At 62.9% G+C, this 19,493-nt stretch carries 14 protein-coding genes and 1 pseudogene; all 15 read left to right on the top strand.

Going from position 1 to position 19,493, the window contains the following annotated elements:
* The first annotated feature begins 9 nt into the window (after positions 1–9).
* The 15 genes and pseudogenes from M2341_RS03075 to M2341_RS03145 all read left to right on the top strand — a co-directional run bounded on the left by M2341_RS03075 (position 10) and on the right by M2341_RS03145 (position 19,491).
* Entirely contained in the window at positions 10–2,715 is a 2,706-nt protein-coding gene (locus M2341_RS03075) for a glycoside hydrolase family 2 TIM barrel-domain containing protein (protein ID WP_264584185.1), read from the top strand.
* A 43-nt stretch (positions 2,716–2,758) separates the two neighbouring features.
* Positions 2,759–3,619: a sugar phosphate isomerase/epimerase family protein gene (locus tag M2341_RS03080; RefSeq protein ID WP_264584186.1), complete on the top strand. Its 861-nt coding sequence runs from the start codon at positions 2,759–2,761 to the stop codon at positions 3,617–3,619.
* Between the two features lie 176 nt (positions 3,620–3,795).
* Positions 3,796–5,061 carry a neutral/alkaline non-lysosomal ceramidase N-terminal domain-containing protein gene (locus M2341_RS03085; RefSeq protein WP_264585976.1) on the top strand — a complete coding sequence of 422 codons (1,266 nt, stop codon included), beginning with the start codon at positions 3,796–3,798 and terminating at the stop codon, positions 5,059–5,061.
* 259 nt (positions 5,062–5,320) lie between these two features.
* Positions 5,321–8,248, top strand: a complete 2,928-nt coding sequence (locus M2341_RS03090) for a TonB-dependent receptor plug domain-containing protein (protein ID WP_264584187.1) — start codon at positions 5,321–5,323, stop codon at positions 8,246–8,248.
* Between the two features lie 35 nt (positions 8,249–8,283).
* Entirely contained in the window at positions 8,284–9,846 is a 1,563-nt protein-coding gene (locus M2341_RS03095) for a carboxylesterase/lipase family protein (RefSeq protein WP_264584188.1), read from the top strand.
* Between the two features lie 27 nt (positions 9,847–9,873).
* Complete coding sequence (locus tag M2341_RS03100) at positions 9,874–10,857, top strand: creatininase family protein (protein ID WP_264574348.1); 984 nt, start codon at positions 9,874–9,876, stop codon at positions 10,855–10,857.
* Between the two features lie 121 nt (positions 10,858–10,978).
* Positions 10,979–11,884 carry a LysR family transcriptional regulator gene (locus M2341_RS03105; protein ID WP_264584189.1) on the top strand — a complete coding sequence of 302 codons (906 nt, stop codon included), beginning with the start codon at positions 10,979–10,981 and terminating at the stop codon, positions 11,882–11,884.
* 191 nt (positions 11,885–12,075) lie between these two features.
* The gene (locus M2341_RS03110) at positions 12,076–13,191 is read left to right on the top strand and encodes an FAD-dependent oxidoreductase (RefSeq protein ID WP_264584190.1); all 1,116 of its coding nucleotides are present in this window, start codon (positions 12,076–12,078) and stop codon (positions 13,189–13,191) included.
* Positions 13,192–13,203: 12 nt separating this feature from the next.
* The gene (locus M2341_RS03115; RefSeq protein ID WP_264584191.1) at positions 13,204–14,106 is read left to right on the top strand and encodes a VOC family protein; all 903 of its coding nucleotides are present in this window, start codon (positions 13,204–13,206) and stop codon (positions 14,104–14,106) included.
* 3 nt (positions 14,107–14,109) lie between these two features.
* Positions 14,110–15,270, top strand: coding sequence for an alpha/beta hydrolase family protein (locus M2341_RS03120; protein WP_264584192.1), 1,161 nt, complete (start codon positions 14,110–14,112; stop codon positions 15,268–15,270).
* A 286-nt stretch (positions 15,271–15,556) separates the two neighbouring features.
* Positions 15,557–15,694, top strand: a complete 138-nt coding sequence (locus M2341_RS03125; protein WP_264584193.1) for a hypothetical protein — start codon at positions 15,557–15,559, stop codon at positions 15,692–15,694.
* 178 nt (positions 15,695–15,872) lie between these two features.
* A pseudogene (locus tag M2341_RS03130) lies at positions 15,873–16,136 on the top strand (DksA/TraR family C4-type zinc finger protein).
* A 312-nt stretch (positions 16,137–16,448) separates the two neighbouring features.
* Positions 16,449–17,567 (top strand): helix-turn-helix transcriptional regulator, encoded by a 1,119-nt coding sequence (locus tag M2341_RS03135; RefSeq protein WP_264584194.1) that lies wholly within the window; start codon positions 16,449–16,451, stop codon positions 17,565–17,567.
* A gap of 240 nt (positions 17,568–17,807) precedes the next feature.
* Positions 17,808–19,076: a hypothetical protein gene (locus tag M2341_RS03140; RefSeq protein WP_264576803.1), complete on the top strand. Its 1,269-nt coding sequence runs from the start codon at positions 17,808–17,810 to the stop codon at positions 19,074–19,076.
* A gap of 67 nt (positions 19,077–19,143) precedes the next feature.
* Positions 19,144–19,491, top strand: coding sequence for a hypothetical protein (locus tag M2341_RS03145; protein ID WP_264584195.1), 348 nt, complete (start codon positions 19,144–19,146; stop codon positions 19,489–19,491).
* The last annotated feature ends 2 nt before the right edge of the window (positions 19,492–19,493 follow it).

Here is a 19,493-nt window from a genome sequence, read left to right on the forward strand (position 1 = left end):
GAGATAAATATGCGGATGATGACATCGATGGCGCTGGTTCTGGCGCTGGCTGCAACGAGCCATGCCTCCCCATCGCTTGCCCGCGACGCGGTGTCGCCCAGCGATCAGGCCAGCGAGCACGTGCGCACCAGAATGGCGCTGGCCGACGGCTGGCAGTTCAATCTGGTCGGCCAAGCCGGTCCCGCCGCGCATGACCCGAAGCCGGAGAACTGGAAGCCGGTCTCGGTGCCGCACAGCTGGAATCGCGTCGGCTATTATCTCTCCGACCCGGAAACACATGTGAACTCGGCGGAGACAGTCAACAAGACCCAGGGCGTCGGCTGGTATCAGCTGACCTTCACGCCCGCCGCGGCGAATGCGGGCAAGCGTGCCTTTCTGGAATTCGATGCAGCCAGCCGGACCGCCGAGGTGTGGCTGAATGGCGTGCGCTTGGGCGAGCATCGCAATCCGTTTGGTCGCTTCCGCCTGGATGCCAGCAGCGTGATCCGCTTCGGCGAGCCCAATTCGCTCTACGTGAAAGTCGACAACACCCAGCCGCGTCTGGGGAACAGCACTGAGGACGTGCTGCCGATGACCGGCGATTTCTTTGTGCGGGGCGGGCTGTATCGGCCGGTCAGTCTCGTCATGACCAATCCGGTCCATATCGACATGCTCGATCATGGCGGGCCGGGCATCTACGCCGCGACCCGCAGCGTTGAGAGCGGCCGGGCGACTATCGATCTGCTCGCGCGGCTCAGAAACGACAGCGCCTCCGCGCAGCCGGTGACGATCGACGCGCAATTGCTCGATCATCGCGGCAAGGCGGTCGCGACATGGCGCGAGACGGCGCAGCTGGCCGCTGGCGCGGTCAGGGAGATGCGCGGCGCGCTGGTCGTCGCCAATCCGCATCTGTGGAACGGCACGGCCGATCCCTATCTCCACACGCTGCGCTTCGAGATGCGGTCTGCCACCGGCGAACTGCTCGATGCACTGGACCAGCCCTTCGGCATCCGCACGCTGAGGCTCGACCCGAAGGAGGGCTTTTTCCTCAACGGCAAGCGCACGCCGCTCGTCGGCGTGGGGCTGCATCAGGACAATGAAGCTGCCGACTGGGCCGTGACGCCCAACGATGTGGCGGAGACGGTGGACATCATGCGCGATATGGGCGCCAATTCCCTGCGCCTCGCCCATTATCAGCACGGCCAGCCGATCCACGACCTCGCAGACCGCTATGGCCTCATCCTGTGGGACGAGATCGCGCTGGTGACGGCTTGGACCAATGCGCGCGACCAGACCGAAGCGCCGGCGGGCATCCGCGAGAATGCGCGGATGCAATTGCAGGATCTCATCAAGCAGAATTACAATCACGCCTCGGTTGCGGTGTGGGGCATCGCCAATGAAGTAGACTTCGGCCCGGGCCGACCGGACTTTCTTGGCCGCCCACCGGAGGTGCTGGCCGATCCCCGTCCGCTGCTCGATGAGCTGAACGCGCTGGCCAAGTCGGTCGATCCGCTACGGCCGGTCGTGCTGGCGCAATGCTGTGAAGGGCGAGGCATGCCCGACGTGCCGCCCGTTGCGGAGTCGGTCGATGCCGTCGGCGCCAACCGTTATTATGGCTGGTATTATGGCGAGCCGGATCAGCTTGGCGCGCATCTCGATGAACTGCGCGCCAAGCGACCCGATCAGCCGATTTCGATCAGCGAGATCGGGGCTGGCGGCGCGGCCAATATGGCATCGGACAATCCGCTGGGCGGCCCGATTGAATCTGCTGGGCGGACCCAGCCGGAAGCCTTCTTCTCCTGGTATCATGAGCAGAGCTGGAAGGTGCTCAAGGATCGGCGCGATCTTTGGGGCATCTGGCTGTGGAACGGCTTCGATTTCGGCTCGACGGTGCGGCGCGAGGGCGATGCGCAGGACATCAATACCAAGGGCATCGTCACCTATGATCGCAAAATCAGAAAGGACATTTTCTACTTCTATCGCGCGAACTGGTCCGACAAGCCGACCGTCCACATCAACGGCCGTCGCTATGTGGACCGCGCCTATCCCGTCACCGACATTCGCGTTTACAGCAATGCCCCGGAGACCCTGCTCACGGTGAATGGCCGCACGCTGGGCGGTCTGAAGGATTGCCCCGACAGTGTATGCGTATGGCCGGCCGTGCGCCTGAAGCAGGGCGGCAATGTCATCGAAGCCCGTGGCGTGTTCCCGTCCGGCCCGGTCATGGATCGGATCGACTGGACCGTCGCGCCGGCGCAGGCCCGCAGCTTCCGCATCGACAGCGGCGCGCTCGTCGCCGCGCGCGCGGACGTGAAGTTCGGCTCGGATGAATTCTTCGTCGGCGGTACGGCAGGCACGACCGATCAGCCCGGCGGACGCGGCCGCCAGGCCGTCCTCGCCGAGATTAGCGGAACGGATCGGCGCGATGTGGTCGCGAGTTTTCGGCAGGGGAAGGCGTTCCAATACCGAATCCCCGCCGCCGATGGCCGTTACCGCGTCACGCTGAGCTTTGTGGAGCCAGACAAGGGCGTCGGCGAGCGGCGGTTCAGCGTCACCGCCAATGGCAGGCCGGTCCTGCAAGCCTATGACATTCGCGCCCAGGCTGGCGCCGTCCGCGCGGCCGTGCGTGAGACGTTCGACGTCGATGTGACGGGCCAGATGCTGACGCTGCAGTTCAAGGCTTCCGTTGGCGAGGCGGTGGTTTCCGCCATTGAGGTCGAACCGGTTGGTAACTGAGCCGGATTCTGGCGTTGCCCGTCGCGCTGTAGTGGCGGGCGCGGTGTCTGCGTTCGCAGCAGGATGCACGCCTTCGCTGGTTCGGCCCGCGGCAGAAGCGAGGCCGCTCGGACTGGCGAGCATCACCGTCGCGCAGGCGCTCCAGCGCGACTATGCGGGGACCCTCAAGGCCGCCAAAGCGATGGGGTACACCCATTTCGGTTTCCCGCTCGCCGCGCTCTCCCCCCGCCAGCCGCCGGCGCCCGATCCGGTCGAGGTCGCCGCGATGGTGCGGGATGCCGGTCTGTCGGTCGGCGTCGTGCGGCTGGGTTACGGCGTGGCGCCGGCAATGCAGATGGCCACAGCGCGCAAGATCGGCGCAACGATTGTCGCGCAATCGGCCGCGCCGGTGTTCTTCGAGGGCGCGGTCCCCGGCAAGACGACGCGCGCGGCGTTCGAGGCGTGGCTGCCGCGACTAAACGATCTTGCGCGCGCGGCACATGAAGAAGGCCTGCGTCTGGTTTTCCACAATCACGGCTGGGACCATGTTCCGCTCGAGGGAAAGACCCCGCTCGCGTTGATCGCGGAGCGGTTTGCGCCCGGCGAGGTGGATTTCGAGATCGATCTGGCATGGGCCGCCTTGGGCGGCGCCGAGCCTCTGAGGCTCGTCCGCGCGCTGGGGCCGCGCGTCCTCGCCATGCATTTCAAGGATGTCGATCCATCGCGCGGGCCATCGGAGCATGACCGGCTGGTCCCGCCGGGCGATGGCATCTTGAACTATGCGCGGCTGATCCCGCTGCTCGATGAGATGACCAACGCGATCGGCTATGTCGAAGTCGATGCGCCGGCGGACGAGATTGCAGCCGCCGGCCGGGGCGCGGCGTTCGTGCAGCGCGTGCGGCGAGGCTCGGTCTCGGACCGCTGATAGCCGACACATTCAGGGGAGGGGTCTGTGATGAAAATTCTGGTTCGCGCGGCTTTGCTTGGCGCCACTGCTTTGTCGCATGGGGGGCGGCGGCCGCTCAGGATAGCGCATGGAAGGCGGGGGCGGCGAAAGTCGAGATTACACCGGATGCGTCTACGCTCAGCCCCGGCGACATCATTCGTGATCCCCTCTACGTCCGCGCCCTTGTCATCGCCAATGACAAGAACTGCGCAGTCCTTGTCGGGGCCGATCTGATCGGCATCCCCGACGCGGTCGCGGGGCAGGCGATCGCCCAAGCGGCAAAGATCACGGGGTACCCGCAAGAGAATTTCGTCGTGTCGGCCACTCATACGCATAGCGCATCCGGCTCGTCGCGCTTGCGCGCGGGTGCGGGGCCGGACGCGGCCTTGGCCATCGTCAAGGCGGTGACAACGGCCAAGGCCGCGTTGCGGCCTGCCACAATCGGCTTTGGCACGACGCAGGTGGACCTCAACATCAATCGCGACCTGTTGCGGGACAACCGCTGGACACAGGGGCCCAATCCTGACGGACCATCCGACAAGACACTGGCAATTCTTGAAGCGCTGGGGGAGGATGGCCTACCGATCGGCGTCTATCTCAACTACGCCATGCACCCGATCAATTTCTACATGTCGGGCGTGGTGAGCGCGGACGTGCCGGGCGAAGCCTCGCGCTATATCGAGCGGCGCTATGGCGACGCCACGGTGGCAATTTTCGCGCAAGGCGCTTCCGGCGACCAGAACCCCAGATTCACGCGGGCGCAGAATAGATTGAGTCGCGTGCGCACGGGCGTGCCCGGCGCGTCGGACATGCGCGTTCTCGCGCGACTGGCAGAGGGCCAGCCGAGCGCTGGAGTGTCGATGGCAGACCGTATGGCCGCGTTGGGCAGCCCTGTGCCAGCACAAAGGCAGGCGGACTATCTTGCTGCGGTCGAGGACGTCAGCCAGATCGTCGCGGCAGGGGGAGCGCTTCTCGGGGAGAGCGCCATTGATCTCATGCATTTCGGCAAGTTGGCGCGTAGCCGGCAGGGGGTGATTGCGGGCGCGGTCAGGCAGTTGCAATGTCCGGGGCGAGACCGGCTGGACCGGGACAATCCCGTCCGGGAAGGCGCCGCTCCGCCTTATGCCGACGGGGAACCGGTGACGATCCGCGCGGGCATGCTGAAGATCGGCCCGGTCTATATCAGCGCGATCAATGGCGAGGTCTACAGCGAGATCGGCACGCGTCTCAAGCGTTCCACCCCTGGCTTGCAATTGATGATGACCTCGCTGGCCAACGGATCGGCCAATTCCGGCTATATTTATTCCGACGCTGCGCGCTCGCGTTTGACCTTTCAGGTCATTGGGTCTCGCCTGCAGCCGGGCTGCGCCGAAGACGCCATCGTGAGATCCGCACTCGAGATGATCGACGAATTGAAATGATGGGGTGGGCGAGTCGGCGTTCATTGAACCCGATTTATTGGTCAGGCAAATGTCGGTCGGTATCCCGTTGGCCGTGCCGTTCCACCGGTCCTGCAATAAAATCCGAGTAGAATCTGATATTTGGAAAGGTTTTGGTCCTACAGTTCTCGGCTGCGCAGTCATCATTTCTCTGTCTGGCATGCTGACCAAAATGTCATTGCAATTGCTATATTGTCGTGCAAACTGGTAAAACCAATAAGGGCAAACAGGGAGAGGGAATGTGCGCCTTAAAGCATGGATGCTTGCCGGTGGCAGCGCGATAATCATCGCCACGCCCATGGGGGCAATAGCTCAGTCTCAAACATCATCTACGGCTGCGCCGCAGTCTTCGGCATCGTCGCAAGAAGAAGGTGGTGTCGAGCAGATCATCGTCAGCGCTTCGCGCATCGATCGTGCAGGGTTTATTGCGCCCAGTCCGACCGTCGTCATCGGCGCGGAGCTGCTGCAGGACAGGGCCGCCGTCAACGTGGCCGACGTCATCAACGAGGTTCCGTCCTTCCGGCGCAGTCAGGCCCCGGAAAGCGGCGGCATCGGCAATTCCGGCGCGAACAATGCCGATTTGCGTGGCCTGGGCGCGGTGCGCACGCTTGTCCTCCTGGACCGGATGCGCTTGCCAGCCGTCAATGTGCCCGGCTCGGCGGTGGCCGGCGCGACCGATCTCAATCTCATTCCCTCGGCCCTGATCCAGCGCATCGACGTGGTGACGGGCGGCGCGTCTGCGGCTTATGGCTCGGATGCCGTTGCTGGCGTGCTCAACCTGCAGCTCAACACCCGGCTGGATGGCATCAAGGGTTCGGTGCAATGGGGGCAGACCAAATATGGCGACGCCGATGACATGTTCGCCTCGCTTGCATTCGGAACGCAGTTCGCGGGCGGTCGCGGGCGTTTCGTCATTGGCGGCGAATATGGCAGCAATGACGGCACCGATCTTTTCAATGACAAGCGGCCCTGGGGAAGGCGCAACGTCAGCAGCGTCACGCTGCCGAACAATCGCGCCGCCGGACTGCCGGCCAACCTGATTACCGACGATGTGATTTTCGGCATGCTGACGACGGGCGGCCTGATCAGCCCGACCGCTGCCGGTAATCCAGCGGCGCTGCGTAATCTGCAGTTCGTCGTCGGGCCGAACGGAACCGTGACGACTGCGCCCTTCAAAGCCGGGCTCTATCAGGGCCAGATCGGCACCAACATGGTCGGCGGAACCAATGTGTCGCCCTATCAGGTGCTCCGCGCCAACACGCAGCGCTACAATCTCGCCGCGCACGCCGAATATGATCTCTCCGACAGCCTGACGCTATGGGCGCGCGGACTCTACTCCAACACCGAGGCGCAGAATATCAGCGCCCAGATCCGAGCAGCGACGGGCGGGACGACCGGTTTCCTCTCGCTCAGCCGCAACAATCCCTATCTGCAGCAGGCGCTGACGCCAGCCCAGCTCGCGCTCATCCCCGCCAACGGGTCGCTAACGGTCGGCTATCTCGGCAATGATTTCGGCCCGCCGATCCTGCGCAACGCCAGCAAGACATACAGCCTGTCCAGCGGCTTGCGCGGCGAACTGGGTGGTTCCTGGCGGTGGGATGCGGCCGTTCAATATGGCCGTAACAGAAGCTCGCTGGACCAGGCCAATACGCCCATCACCGCGAATTTCCTGAACGCGGTCAATGCCGTAACCTTGAACGGGCAGATCGTCTGCGCAAATGCCGCGGCGCGCGCGGCCGGCTGTCAGCCGATCAACATTCTCGGGCGTGCCAGCTATTCGCCGGCAGCCTACAATTACGCGTTCGGCACGACCCACGCAGTGGCGGAAACAACCTTGTTCGAGACGAATGCCAACCTCAATGGGGATCTGTTTGCGCTGTGGGCGGGGCCGGTTTCGGCAGGCATCGGCGCTTCCTACCGGCGTGAAACCTTCGTCACCGACGCGGACGATCTGAGCCAGGCCGGTGCCTTCATGGCGCGCGCACCCCGCGATTTTCCGAAGGCGAGCCAGTCGGTCAAGGAGGCCTATCTCGAGACGATCATTCCGCTGTTGAGTGCGGACTGGGTCACGGGCTCGCTTGAATTCAACGGTGCCATCCGCCTGACGGACTATAGCGTCTCAGGCGAGGTGACGACGTGGAAAGCGGGTCTGGTCTGGAAACCGATCCCCGACATTCTGTTCCGGGGCACGCTCTCGCGGGATATTCGCGCACCCAGCCTGACGGAACTGTTCACGGCGGCGGTGGCGACTGTGCCCCGCCCGATCTATGCCGATCCCCGCGCCGGGTTCGCCGGGCAGCCCTCTTATGCGTATGACGTCGTCACGGGCGGCAATGCCGGCCTGACCCCGGAAATCGCCAAGACGTTTAGCGTAGGCGCTGTGTTCAACCCGCAATTCCTGTCGCGGCTGAACATCTCGGCGGACTATTTCCAGATCAAGATCCAGGACGCCATCGGCGCAACCGGAGCGGGCACGTCGCTGACCAACTGTCTGGGCACGGGCACGGCGGATTTGAGCAGCCCCTATTGCTCGCTGATCACCTTCGCCAATAACGATCCTGCGAACGGCGCTGTGCTCTCGGTGTTGGCGCAGAACGCCAACTTTGCCGAATTCAAGACCCGCGGCATCGACATGGCGTTGTCCTACATGCAGCCGGTCGATGAGATATTCGCCGGTGCGCAGGGCCGCATCACGCTCAGCGCACAAGCCACCCGCACGCTGGAATATCGCTCGACCTTCGACGTTTCGCTGGCCTACCCCAATGGTGTGAACCGTGCCGGGCAGACCGGTGCGATCTTCGGCGGGACAGCTGGCGTGCCGAAGTGGGTGGTGAACACCTCTCTCGCCTATCGCGGCACGCGGTTCGAAACGAGCGTCAACTTTCGCTGGATCAGCCGGAGCAAGTTCAACAACGCCTTCATCGGGCCGGACGAGCCGGGCTACAGCCCGACGCTGATCAACAGCATCAACAACAACATCGTCCCGGCGCGCGGCTATGTAAACCTGAGCGTGGCCTACAATGTGGGTTCGCAAGACCGGAAGGTGCAGATCTATGGCACGGTCAACAATCTGTTGAACCAGGAGCCGCCGCTCCCCGCCGTCAATAACAACGCCTGGTACGATCTGCTGGGCCAGAGCTTCAGGGTCGGGGTCCGCTTCGATCTCTAGAGGTTCTGAAAACTGACTGCAGTGGGGAGGGGCAGATGCGCGCATTGGCAGGGATGAAACGGCTCGGCACGAGCCTGACAATTCTGGGTCTGGAGCTCTCATCTGCCTCCCTCCTTCACGCTCAGGTGCCCGGGCCGGCGGCATTGCATGTCGCGACGGCACAGGGGCAAATTCAGGGCGTCGCCACCGAAACCGGGGCAGCCTATCTGGGCGTGCCCTATGCTGCGCCGCCAGTCGGAGAGCTGCGGTGGCGATCACCGGCCCCGCCGCGCGCCTGGGCCGGCGTGAAGCAGGCCGACCATTATGGTCCACCCTGTGCTCAGGCGCCGCTGCGCGGGCAAACCGCGGTATCCAGCATCAGCAGCGAAGATTGCCTGACCCTCAACATTTGGGTGCCACATGTGTCGGCGGATCCAAAGCTGCCGGTCATGGTCTGGGTCCATGGCGGCGGTTTTCAGAACGGCATGGGCAGCAGCCCGACCTATGATGGCGTTGCCCTCTCCCGGCACGGGGTCATCGTGGTCACGCTCAACTATCGGCTCGGCGCGTTCGGCTTCTTCGCGCATCCACAGCTGACAGCAGACTCGCTCCATAAATCCTCCGGCAATTTCGGATTGGAAGACCAGATCGCCGCGCTGCGATGGGTTGCGGCGAACATCGCGCAATTCGGCGGCGATCCGGCCAATGTCACTATTTTTGGCCAGTCGGCCGGCGGCGCCAGCGTTCTTGATCTGATGACATCCGATGTGACGGACGGGCTGTTCGCGCGTGCCATCATCCAGAGCGGCGCGGCGCGTAGCAGCATTGCGCCCATCAATCTGGCTGATGCGGAGCGGGAGGGCGAGAGCTTCGCCAACGGCTTCCCGCTATCGGCCTTGCGTGGCCTGGATACGGCGGCAGTCATCCAGATGGCGCAGGCGGCTGGCCGATCCGGCGCGCGCTTCTCGCCAGTGCAGGATGGCTACATCATCACCCGCGCCGCCACGGACGCCATCTCTGACCAGCGGCGCAAGCCCATCCCGCTGCTGATCGGCAGCAACGCGCGGGAAGGGCTGGCGGTTCTGCCGCCGGACAAGCTCGATGCTGCGATGGCCAGCGCGTTCGGTGCGAATGCGGCTGCGGCCCGCGCGGCTTATGGCTTGTCCGCCGCGATGCCGCCGGCGCCCGACCGCCTAATGGGGACGGTGGCGGAGCAATTCTCGACCGACAGCAGCTTTCGCTGCGGCGCCGTGCAGATCGCAGCGGCATCGGCAAGAGCGGGAGGGCCGGTCTGGCACTATCAGTTCGAGCAGTTCGTGCCCGGCCGTGAGGCGCGGGGCGCTGCGCATTCGTTCGAGGTGCCCTATGTGTTCGGCAATCTGCTGACCACGGGGTTTTCGGCTGCCGATTACAAGGCGGCCGACCGCCGTCTCTCTGATCTGATGGTCGAATATTGGACCAATTTCGCCAAGACCGGAAATCCAAATGGCGCAAAGCTGCCCGTTTGGCCGGCCTACCAGAAGGATCGCCGCGCCTATGCGCGGTTCTCCTCGGATCACCCCGGCGCGGTGGAACTCGGGACGGATCTGCGCGGCGAGATCTGCCGGCTTTTCCCCTGATCGATATCAACGAGGAGCAAGGATGTTATGAAGAGACCATTTGAGCCTGCCGTAAGAGCGCTGTCCCTGGCCGGTCTGGCCGCGCTGCTTTTCTCGGGAGCCGCGCCTGCGCTGGCCCAGAGCCAGGCCGGCGCGCAGCAGACAGCAGCAAAGCCGGCACCCAAGATGCGCTCGCGTTTGATGACGACGCTGACCGGGTGGGAAGTGGAAGACTATCTCAAGCGCAACGATGTCATTTTCGTGCCAGTTGGCCCGGTTGAGCAGAATGGCGGCAATCCGACGGATGTCGAATATGTCATCCCCCTCGCTTATGCGCAGGAACTGGCCGAGAAAGCGGACGGGCTCGTGATGCCCTACCTCGCTTATTTCTATCCCGGCGGGACGACGACCAGTCGGGGCACGGTGTATGTCTCGACATCCGACAGTCTGCCCTACCTCAAAGCGTTGACCCGCTCGCTCATTCGTCAGGGGTTCCGTCGCATTATTTTCCTTACCTCGCACGGCCCGTCCCAGCAGACCATGCTGCCGCTGGTCCGCGAAATTTTCGATGAAGAGCATGTTCCGGTGCTGTGGATGGGGACGGACATGGTCCGCAAGTCGGAGCCGGGTCAGCCGCGCCCCGGCTTCGGTGACGGTCCGCCCAATGGCCGCAATCTGGTGAGCTATGGCGCCTATCAGTTGGTCGGCCGTCTCAACGATATGCCGGTCGGCCTCAGCCAACCTGAGCATGAGATCGAGCGCGATCCCAGTGCCGTGTCGCGCTATGTCCCTCCGTTCAGCGGCACGCCTGCCGGCAGTTTTTATCCCGATGCGGTGCTGCACGGGGGCTTCGTCAAGCCGGTGACCGAACAGGAGCGGGCGCAATGGGGGCGAGAGGGGGCCGACCTTATTCGCTCCCAGGTCGCCTCTTTCGACGTGAACGGCCTGCTCACCGAATTGCGCAAGCGCGACGAGTTCACCAAGAAGCTCGAGAAGAAATATGGGGATCTTTTGCCCGGCAGGGGTCGCTAAAGGCGGACGGCACGCCCCGCCCGGGAACGGCGGGGCGATCTCCACAATCAAAGGCGCGCTGTCCAACAATTGGCAGGGATTGCGCTGGCCAGCGCGCTGCCGACATGAGATGGGTCCGGCCATGCGGTTCAAGGGTCTTGATCTCAACCTGCTCTACGCGCTCAGCGTATTGCTCGATGAACGCAGCGTCTCGCGTGCTGCGGCGCGGGTCAATATCAGCCAGCCGGCCATGAGCGCGGCGCTGACCCGTCTGCGCGAACATTTTGCGGATGACTTGCTGGTCCAGGTCGGCCGGCGCATGGTCCCAACCGCTTATGCCGAGAGCCTCCAGCCGCTGGTCTCGCAGCTGATCGAACAGGCGGACCAGATCCTGTCGACCTCCAGCACGTTCGATCCGGCCATTTCTAACCGTCGGTTCCGCATCAGCGTGTCGGATTATATGATGACTGTGCTGATCGGCCCGCTGATGCGCAGCCTGGGGACGATCGCGCCGGGTATCCGCATTGATGTCTACCCGACAGGGCCTGACGCGACGAGCTTTCTCGAGAAGGGTGAGGTCGATCTGATCATATGCCCCGAGCAATATCTCTCCCCCGCGCACCCCAGCGAGATGCTGCTGGAAGATGAGCATGTCGTCATCGGCTGGGCGGACAATCCGGCGCTGGCGGGGCCGCTGGATCGCGAGACGCTGTTTTCGCTGGGTCATGTCGCCGTTCGCTTCGGCCAATCGCGCGAGAGCACGTTTGCGGAGCAGCAGGTTTTTCCGCAGCAGGACAAGCAGCGCACGGAACTCACGACGAACAGCTTTTCCAGCGTACCCAGCCTGATCGTGGGGACGATGCGCGTGTCCTTCCTACAGAAGCGGCTCGCAGATGCCTTTATCGATCAATTGCCTATCGTCGTGCGCCCGGACCCCCTTGGCCTGCCGCCGCTTCGGGAAATGGTCCAATACCATGCCGCCCGTGCGAATGACGCCGGGATCCTCTGGCTGGTGCGGCAGATGCACCATATCCTCCACACTGAATGATCTATCCATAATCTGGATGGAACTGTATCTGAACAATTCATTTTTCAGATTTTCTACGCGGCGATAGAACAGGCTCAAGGCCCGCTTCAGGGCTGCCATGCGCGCGGAGAGGGAGGTCGAAAGCTGCCGCACATGCTGTGCCTGCATCCGCGCTTCGCCCCTCTCATCAACATAATCATCGGACATAGACCATGCAGAGCCAGAACATTCTCGTCATCGGCGGCGGCATTGGTGGCCTGACCTCGGCCATCGCGCTGCGCAAGCAGGGGTTCTCCGTAACGGTGATCGAGCGTGATCCCAGCTGGAGCGTCTATGGGGTCGGCATCATCCAGCAGGGCAATGTCCTCCGCGCGGCGCACATGCTGGGCATATTGGACGACTATGCCGCGGCCGGCGTCGGTTTCGATGCCGTCGAGGTGTTCGCGCCCAACGGCGTCCAGGTGGCGCGGGTGCCATCGCCGCGCCTGCTGCCGGATTATCCCGCCAATCTGGGCGTCGGCCGCAGGCAGCTCCAGAAGGTGCTGGGCGCTGCGGCACAAAGCGCCGGCGCCGAGATTCGCCTGGGCGTGACGGCGCAAGCGATCAGCGACGGGGATGACGCCGTCGAGGTGGCGTTCTCAGACGGCAGCGCAGGCCGTTTCGATCTGGTGATCGGCGCGGATGGCGTCTTTTCCAAGACGCGTGAGATGATCCTGCCGGACGCGGAAAAGCCGCAGTTCACAGGGCAGGCCGTGTGGCGCTATAATCTCCCGCGCCCGGCCGATCTCGATGCGCTGCAGGTCTATAACGGGCCGATTGGCGCCGGTCTCGTGCCGATCAGCCCGGACCTCATGTATCTGTATGTCACCACGCCGGAGCCGGGCAATCCCTGGTATCCGCGCGAGGGCCTGGCTGCAGCGATGCGCGCCAAGCTCGCCGGCTGCGCCCCGGCCTTGCAGGCGCTGGCCGAGCAGATCGTCGATGACGAGGAGGTCGTCTATCGTCCGCTGGAAGGCATGCTGGTCGAAGGCCCGTGGAGCAAGGGGCGGGTGGTGCTGATCGGCGACGCCGTCCACGCCACCACGCCGCATTTGGGGCAGGGCGCCGGCATGGCGATCGAAGACAGTATCGTGCTCGCCGAGGAACTGGCCCGTCACGCCTCCGTCGAAGAAGCGTTCGCGGCTTATCATGATCGCCGCTTCGAGCGCTGTGCCTACATCGTGCGCGCCAGCCTAGCCATTTGCATGGGCCAGATCGGAAAAGGCCCGCCCGTCGACAACGCCAAGGCCACCGCCGAAATGTTCGCGCGCACGGCCGAGCCGATTTGAAAGGAACTGAAGATGAGCCGCGTCACTGAAATTCGCTATGTCGGCTATGGCGTCACCGATTTTGCCACCGAGTCCAGCTTCTATGAGGGCCAATGGGGCCTTGAGCGCGTGCCCAGCGACGATGGCATGGCGTGGTTCAAGACGCAGGGGCATGACGAGCATCATGTCGTCCGCCTGCGGCCGAGCGAAGAGAACCGTGTCGATGTGATCGCCCTGGCTGCCGACAGCCGCGCCGATGTCGATGCGCTGTGCGAAAGGGTGCGGGCCTCGGCGGCCAAGCTGGTGAGCGAGCCGCAGGATTTGACCACGCCCGGCGGCGGCTATGGCTTCCGCTTCTTCACGCCCGATGGCCTGCTGATAGAGGTCTCGTCCGATGTCGCGCGTGGCGAGGCGCGCGAGATCACGCGCTGGGAAGGCCTGCCGGTCAAGATCAGCCACATCGTGCTGCATTCGCCGGATCATCAGGCGGCCGTGCGCTTCTTCTGCGATGTGCTGGGCTTCAAGGTTTCCGACTGGCTTGGCGACTTCATGTGCTTCCTGCGCTGCAACAGCGCGCATCACCGCATCGCGCTGCTGCCTGGGCCGCCCTGCCTCAATCACGTTGCTTACGACATGACCGATGTCGACGGCATGATGGCGGGCATCAGCCGCCTCAAGCAGAACAAGACCGATATTCGCTGGGGGCCGGGGCGCCATACGGCCGGCGACAATACCTTCTCCTACTTTGTCACGCCCTCGGGCTTCGCGGTTGAATATACGGCTGAACTGGAAGACGTGGACTTCGAAACGCATGAGCCCAAAGTCCATGTGCCCGCGCCGCGCGTGATGGATCAGTGGGGGATCGGCGTCGGCGGTCCGCAGACCATGCCCCATCCGGAGGCCAATCCCGGCCTGTTCGTGGCAGTGGAGGCCTGATCGGTGGCGTTGTTCGAATATTTCCCCAATTACATCTGGAACCTCTCGGTCGCCATCGCGCTGGAGAGCGGCGGGCGCATCGGCGAAATCGTGGATATGTGCCAGCCGATCAAGGATGCCGCCGCCAGCGGCGCTGACGCCGGTACGCCGCAGTTCATGGCGCAATGGGTACGCGTGGCGGATACGCTGGTCAGCCTTGCCGATGAGGACATCGCAAAGGGCCGGGCCATCTCGGCATCCGAGAAGCTGGAGCGGGCTGCGCTCTACCTGCTCGTCGCGGAGCGGATGCAGGGCCATGGTTCCCCGGGGCGCGAGGAAACCTACGCCCGGGCGCTGTCGATCTTCGCCCAGTCGACCGATCTCGGCAAGATCAACCGCGAACGGGTGGAGATCCCGCTCGGCGATGGCAGCATGATGTCGGCGCTCTACACGCGGGCGCCCGGCGAGGGGCCGCGGCCGGTGGTCGTCTACTGCAATGGCCTCGATAGCTGCAAGGAACTGCTCTACTGGTCGCGCCTGCCCGAGGCGCTGGCCCGACGCGGTGTCTCCACGCTCTGCGTCGATCAGCCCGGCACCGGCGAGGCGCTGCGGCTGCACAATCTGCCGGTCGATCCGCATAGCGAAAACTGGGCATCGAAAGCGGTCGACTGGCTGGAGACCCAGCCGGATGCCGACCCCAAGCGCATCGGCATGACGGGCATCTCGCTCGGCGGCCACTTCGCGCCGCGCGCCGTCGCCTTCGAGCCGCGCTTCGCCAGCGGTGCCTGCTGGGGCGCCAACCACAATTGGCGGGAAGTGCAGGACAAGCGCATCCGCCGCGAAGGCGAGAACCCCGTACCGCACTACTGGGCGCATGTGTTCTGGGCATTCGGTGCGACAGACATGGAGGATTTCCTCGCTAAATCCGAGGACATGAACCTCAATGGCCGCATGGATGGCGTGCGCGTGCCCTTCCTGGTCACCCACGGCGCACATGACCGGCAGATCAGCGTTCAATATGCCCATGACTGCTACGCGCAACTGGTCAACAGCCCCCGGCGCGAACTCAAGATCTTCACCGAGCGCGAAGGCGGGGTCGAGCATGTCGGCGCTGACAATATGTCTTACGGGCGCGATTATATTGCTGACTGGTTCGCCGAGACGCTGGGTGGCCATACCGATTGATCGAAAAAGACCTTCGACGGGTGCTGACGTCGCTTCCCGCCGCCCGTCGTTTTCGCAAGTCGCCATACCTCTTATTAGAATGTCTTGTTTCCGCATCCAGCAGGTTGGGAGCGTGATAAGGGGACTAAGTTCTGCGAGGTACGGCGGGTCGGTCTATTGTCGGTGCAAATCGTTTAAGGTTCTAGAGCGGACCGGCGCAGGCTCGCCTCCTTTCGGCACGGCCGAGAGTCAGGAAGACATCGAACGCATTTTATCCAGGGTTTCCATTGCGGATGCATCCCACAATATGAGGACGATCGAGCGCGCGCTGAATGTTTTGCGTGACGCAACGGCCGCGACGGGCAAGGTAGAGACCCGTGGGGTCGCGCTCGCGCTGTGGGTGCTGCGCGAGCGCTGCCCGGACGGATGGCTGGGCGCTTTATGAAGTGGGAGGATCCGACCATGAGATTGCGCGCAATCAGGGATTGCACGCTGCCTATAATGGCATTGTGAGACAGCTGAGCACCAGGGGAGGTCTGTTCGAAGACGCTGCGAGGATGAAATGAGGCCGCTGCATTCCAATAACGGTCCCTCAACCTCCAATTGCGCAGGAACGAGTACGCATGGCCAATGGCTGGGCACTCGAGGGCGCTGTTGAGGACCAAATCGAAGACAGCGTGAAAGATGCGCTGGCACCAGAGCGTGCTCGTATGCCGGCAGGTTCTGGTCGCGCCGATTGTGAGGAATGTGGATAGCTAATCCCGCAGGCACGCCGCGAAGCTCTGCCCGGTGCCCGGACATGCGTGGCCTGCCAGTCTGGCCGCGACAAGCACCGGGCTTTTTCCTGCATCAACCGGCGCGACAGTAAGGATAGCCAACTGCGCTGATGGTGAGCGGTCAAAATCTCACGCCATCGGGGCACTGCTGGCCGCAGTCGCCAACTTAGCAAACATTTAGCTTACAAATGCTGGAGTTCAGAAGCGGCCGTTCATTAATAACGTAAATGTCGTTTCGCCAGAATTGTAGCGTCCCCATTACCGGATGATCGGTTATTGATGGGTATTGCCGGCATGAAATCCTCAAATTTCAGATATGTACCAAATCGGGGCAGTCTCAATCCCGCGATAGCGGAGCCAAATCAGCCCCCCACGCATTGTGGTTAACGCGCATGCCATACCATGGTGGGTTGAGGGGGAGGAATGGTCACGATATCGAAGACCGAGGTGGCCGCAGACCGCATATTTGCAGAGCCGGACGGTGGGCGCCCGATCGATCAGGACGGACAATCTGACCGGGTTGCAGACGATCTGGACTGGATACTGAGCAAGTTCGCCGGTCGCGTCTTTGCGGATGAGGCGGTTCTTTCCCTTCATCGCGACGATAATAGCCCAGAGCTGCTTGCGCGAGTGAGCCCCAACCGCGCCTTGCTCTCCGATCCGCACTTGGCGGTTGCGATCGCATGTCAAGATACCGACGCGCTTCATTATACCGGTCAAGGTGCGCGTGTTGCTTGGCACGAACTGACGCAGGTCGAGGAAGCGAAGCGTGCGATGACCTTGGCCGTGGCACAACATGATGGGCTGCGCCTGATCCTCACGGCGCTTTACCGTCATGCCAACGTGGTCCAGCGGCTCGCCGCCGAGCAGATGGCCAAGAAGCTGCAGCCCGTGCTGGCGGGCTATTTTCGTCTCTGGCTGCATGCGCGAAGCCAGCAACGGGCTTTGATCGCCTATAAGTCGGCGCTCGACCTGAGCGACGTGGCGATTATCATTCTTGACGGCCATGGAGCGGTGATCGGCGAGAATGCCGTCGCCACGCTGATGTTTCAGAAGCGGGATGTGGTGCACAAGTCGCGCTATTCCCTTGTTGCCGTCAATCGCGGCGAGACCACGAAGCTGCACGCGGCCATGGACCATGCGTCGCACGATGGCGAAGCGGTGCTGATCAGCCTGAGCCGGAAGAATTATCGCCGGCCTCTCATGGCCCTTTTATCGCCGACATTCACGCGCCCGGAAATTTCCGCGGATCCTTCTTTCGTCCTGTGCATTTATGATTCGGACACGGACGTAACCCTGGCGCTCCAGCGCTGTTGCGACGCCTATCGGCTCACCAAGACCGAGGGTCAGCTGGTCCAACATCTGGTTTGCGGCCTCGCGCTGAGTGATGCTGCGGCCAAGATGAAAATAGCGGAAGCAACCGCCCGAAGTTATTTGAAACAAATCTTCGGAAAAACGGCCACAAACCGGCAATCTGATCTTATCAGAGTGATGTTATCGAGTATTGCCCGAACATCATTGGGTCATTTCTCGACGCTCTGATTTACATACAGATTCCCCTATAACTATTGTTAGGATTTCGGTCGTCTTCACAATTATCACATTCACCCCCAAATGAGGGTTACTCATACAGCGCTATGAGGGGGGAAGAGATAGTTTGGTGGGGGTGAAGGTTAATTCGCTGTTAACCTATTCAGGGTGGGTCTCCGCGGAGGCGGAGTCGATGCGTCGATCGGGGAAAGCCCCGAGGGCGGCGTGGGAACCCTGAAAGGACGACAATCGATGAAAACTCTACTGATCACGGCCTCGGCCGCCGCGCTTATCGCGGCATCGCCCGCGCTGGCGCAGGACGGCAACACCGTCAGCGATAGCGGCAACAACAGCTGGATGGCCGAATCCACCACCACCACCAGCGACAGCGGCAACAGCGCCTGGACCGCAAACACGTCCACGAACGTGGCCACCAACACGGATAACAGCGTTGCCGACAGTGGTAACGATATGTCGAACAACTCGGTCAACACCGCCGACAGCGGCAACACGATGACGTCCGACAGCGGCAATTCTGCCTGGACGGCCAACACCACCACGAACACGGACAACAGTGTGGCGGACAGTGGCAACAGCGCCACCACCACCACCACCAGCGACAGTGGTAATTCGGCATGGACCTCCAATGCCACCACCAACACCGACAACAGCGTCGATGTGGCAGACAGCGGCAACGACATGTCGAATAACTCGGTGAACACCGCTGACAGTGGTAACACCACAACCACGACGAGCGACAGCGGCAACTCGGCCTGGACGTCCAACGCCACGACCAACACCGACAATAGCGTCGATATTGCCGACAGTGGCAATGACATGTCCGACAACAGCCTCACTGTCTCCGACAGCGGCAATGATATGTCGAACAACTCGGTGAACACCGCCGACAGCGGTAACACCAGCACGAGCGACAGCGGCAACAGCGCCTGGACGTCGAACACCACCACGAACACGTCCACGGACAACAGCGTCGCCGATAGCGGCAACGACATGTCCAATAATTCGGTGAACACGGCCGACAGCGGCAATGACTCGTCCACGCACGACATGTCGGACAACAGCTCCGCTTCGGGCGCGCAGGTTGCGGCCAACAATGGCGGCACGGCAACCGACAGCCGCGACATGTCCTCTCAGGATGACAGCTCGACCAACACCGTGGCCAGCAACAACAGCTGGGAAGACAATTCGGACAATTCCGATCACAGCTGGGCCTTCAGCGGCGGTGATACCGCAGCCGGTTCCGCCAAGTCGGATTCCGTCTTCGGTGACAGCGCCCTGGTCGCCAGCGCCAACCTCTCAAGCTATGTCACGGGCGTGAGCGTCAGCTTCGACGGTCGTGGCGGCGAGTCCCCGGTGGCTGATAACAGCATCCGCACGGGTGGCAGCGCATTCCAGAACTTTGCTGGCATGCAGGCGGTCAACCAGAACACCGGCGTTGGCGCATCGCAGAACGCGTCGGTGAGCGTGGCGGTCTCCGCGGGCGACATCACGCTTCGCTAAGCCTCTCCAACTGGCCGGCGATCTCCACCGCCGGCCAGTCTTTTCACATCATAAAGGGAGAGGATGCATGAACCGATTTCTATTCCGCCGGGCATGGCTTGTGACCTTGTCGGGCAGTTTTGCCTCGGCTGCCCTTGCGCAACCGCCATTTGAGGGCGCGGCGCCGCCCGTCGACGTCGCCACGCTCGAGCAGGTGACAGGCCGCGCGGATCTCAACCAGATCGCCCAGTCCGAGCATGTTGCCGCCGTATCGGACAGCAGCGTGAGCGGCAATTCCGTGACCGGGGCGGTGGCTATCGATGGGAACGCATTCCAGAACCTTTCCGGCCTGTCGATCATCAATGCCAATTCCGGCAACAACGTCGCGATCAATGCTTCGATGAACGTCAACATCGCCCTGCTGCCCGCACAATAATG

It is taken from the genome of Sphingobium sp. B7D2B (genome assembly GCF_025961895.1).
Lineage (GTDB): Bacteria > Pseudomonadota > Alphaproteobacteria > Sphingomonadales > Sphingomonadaceae > Sphingobium.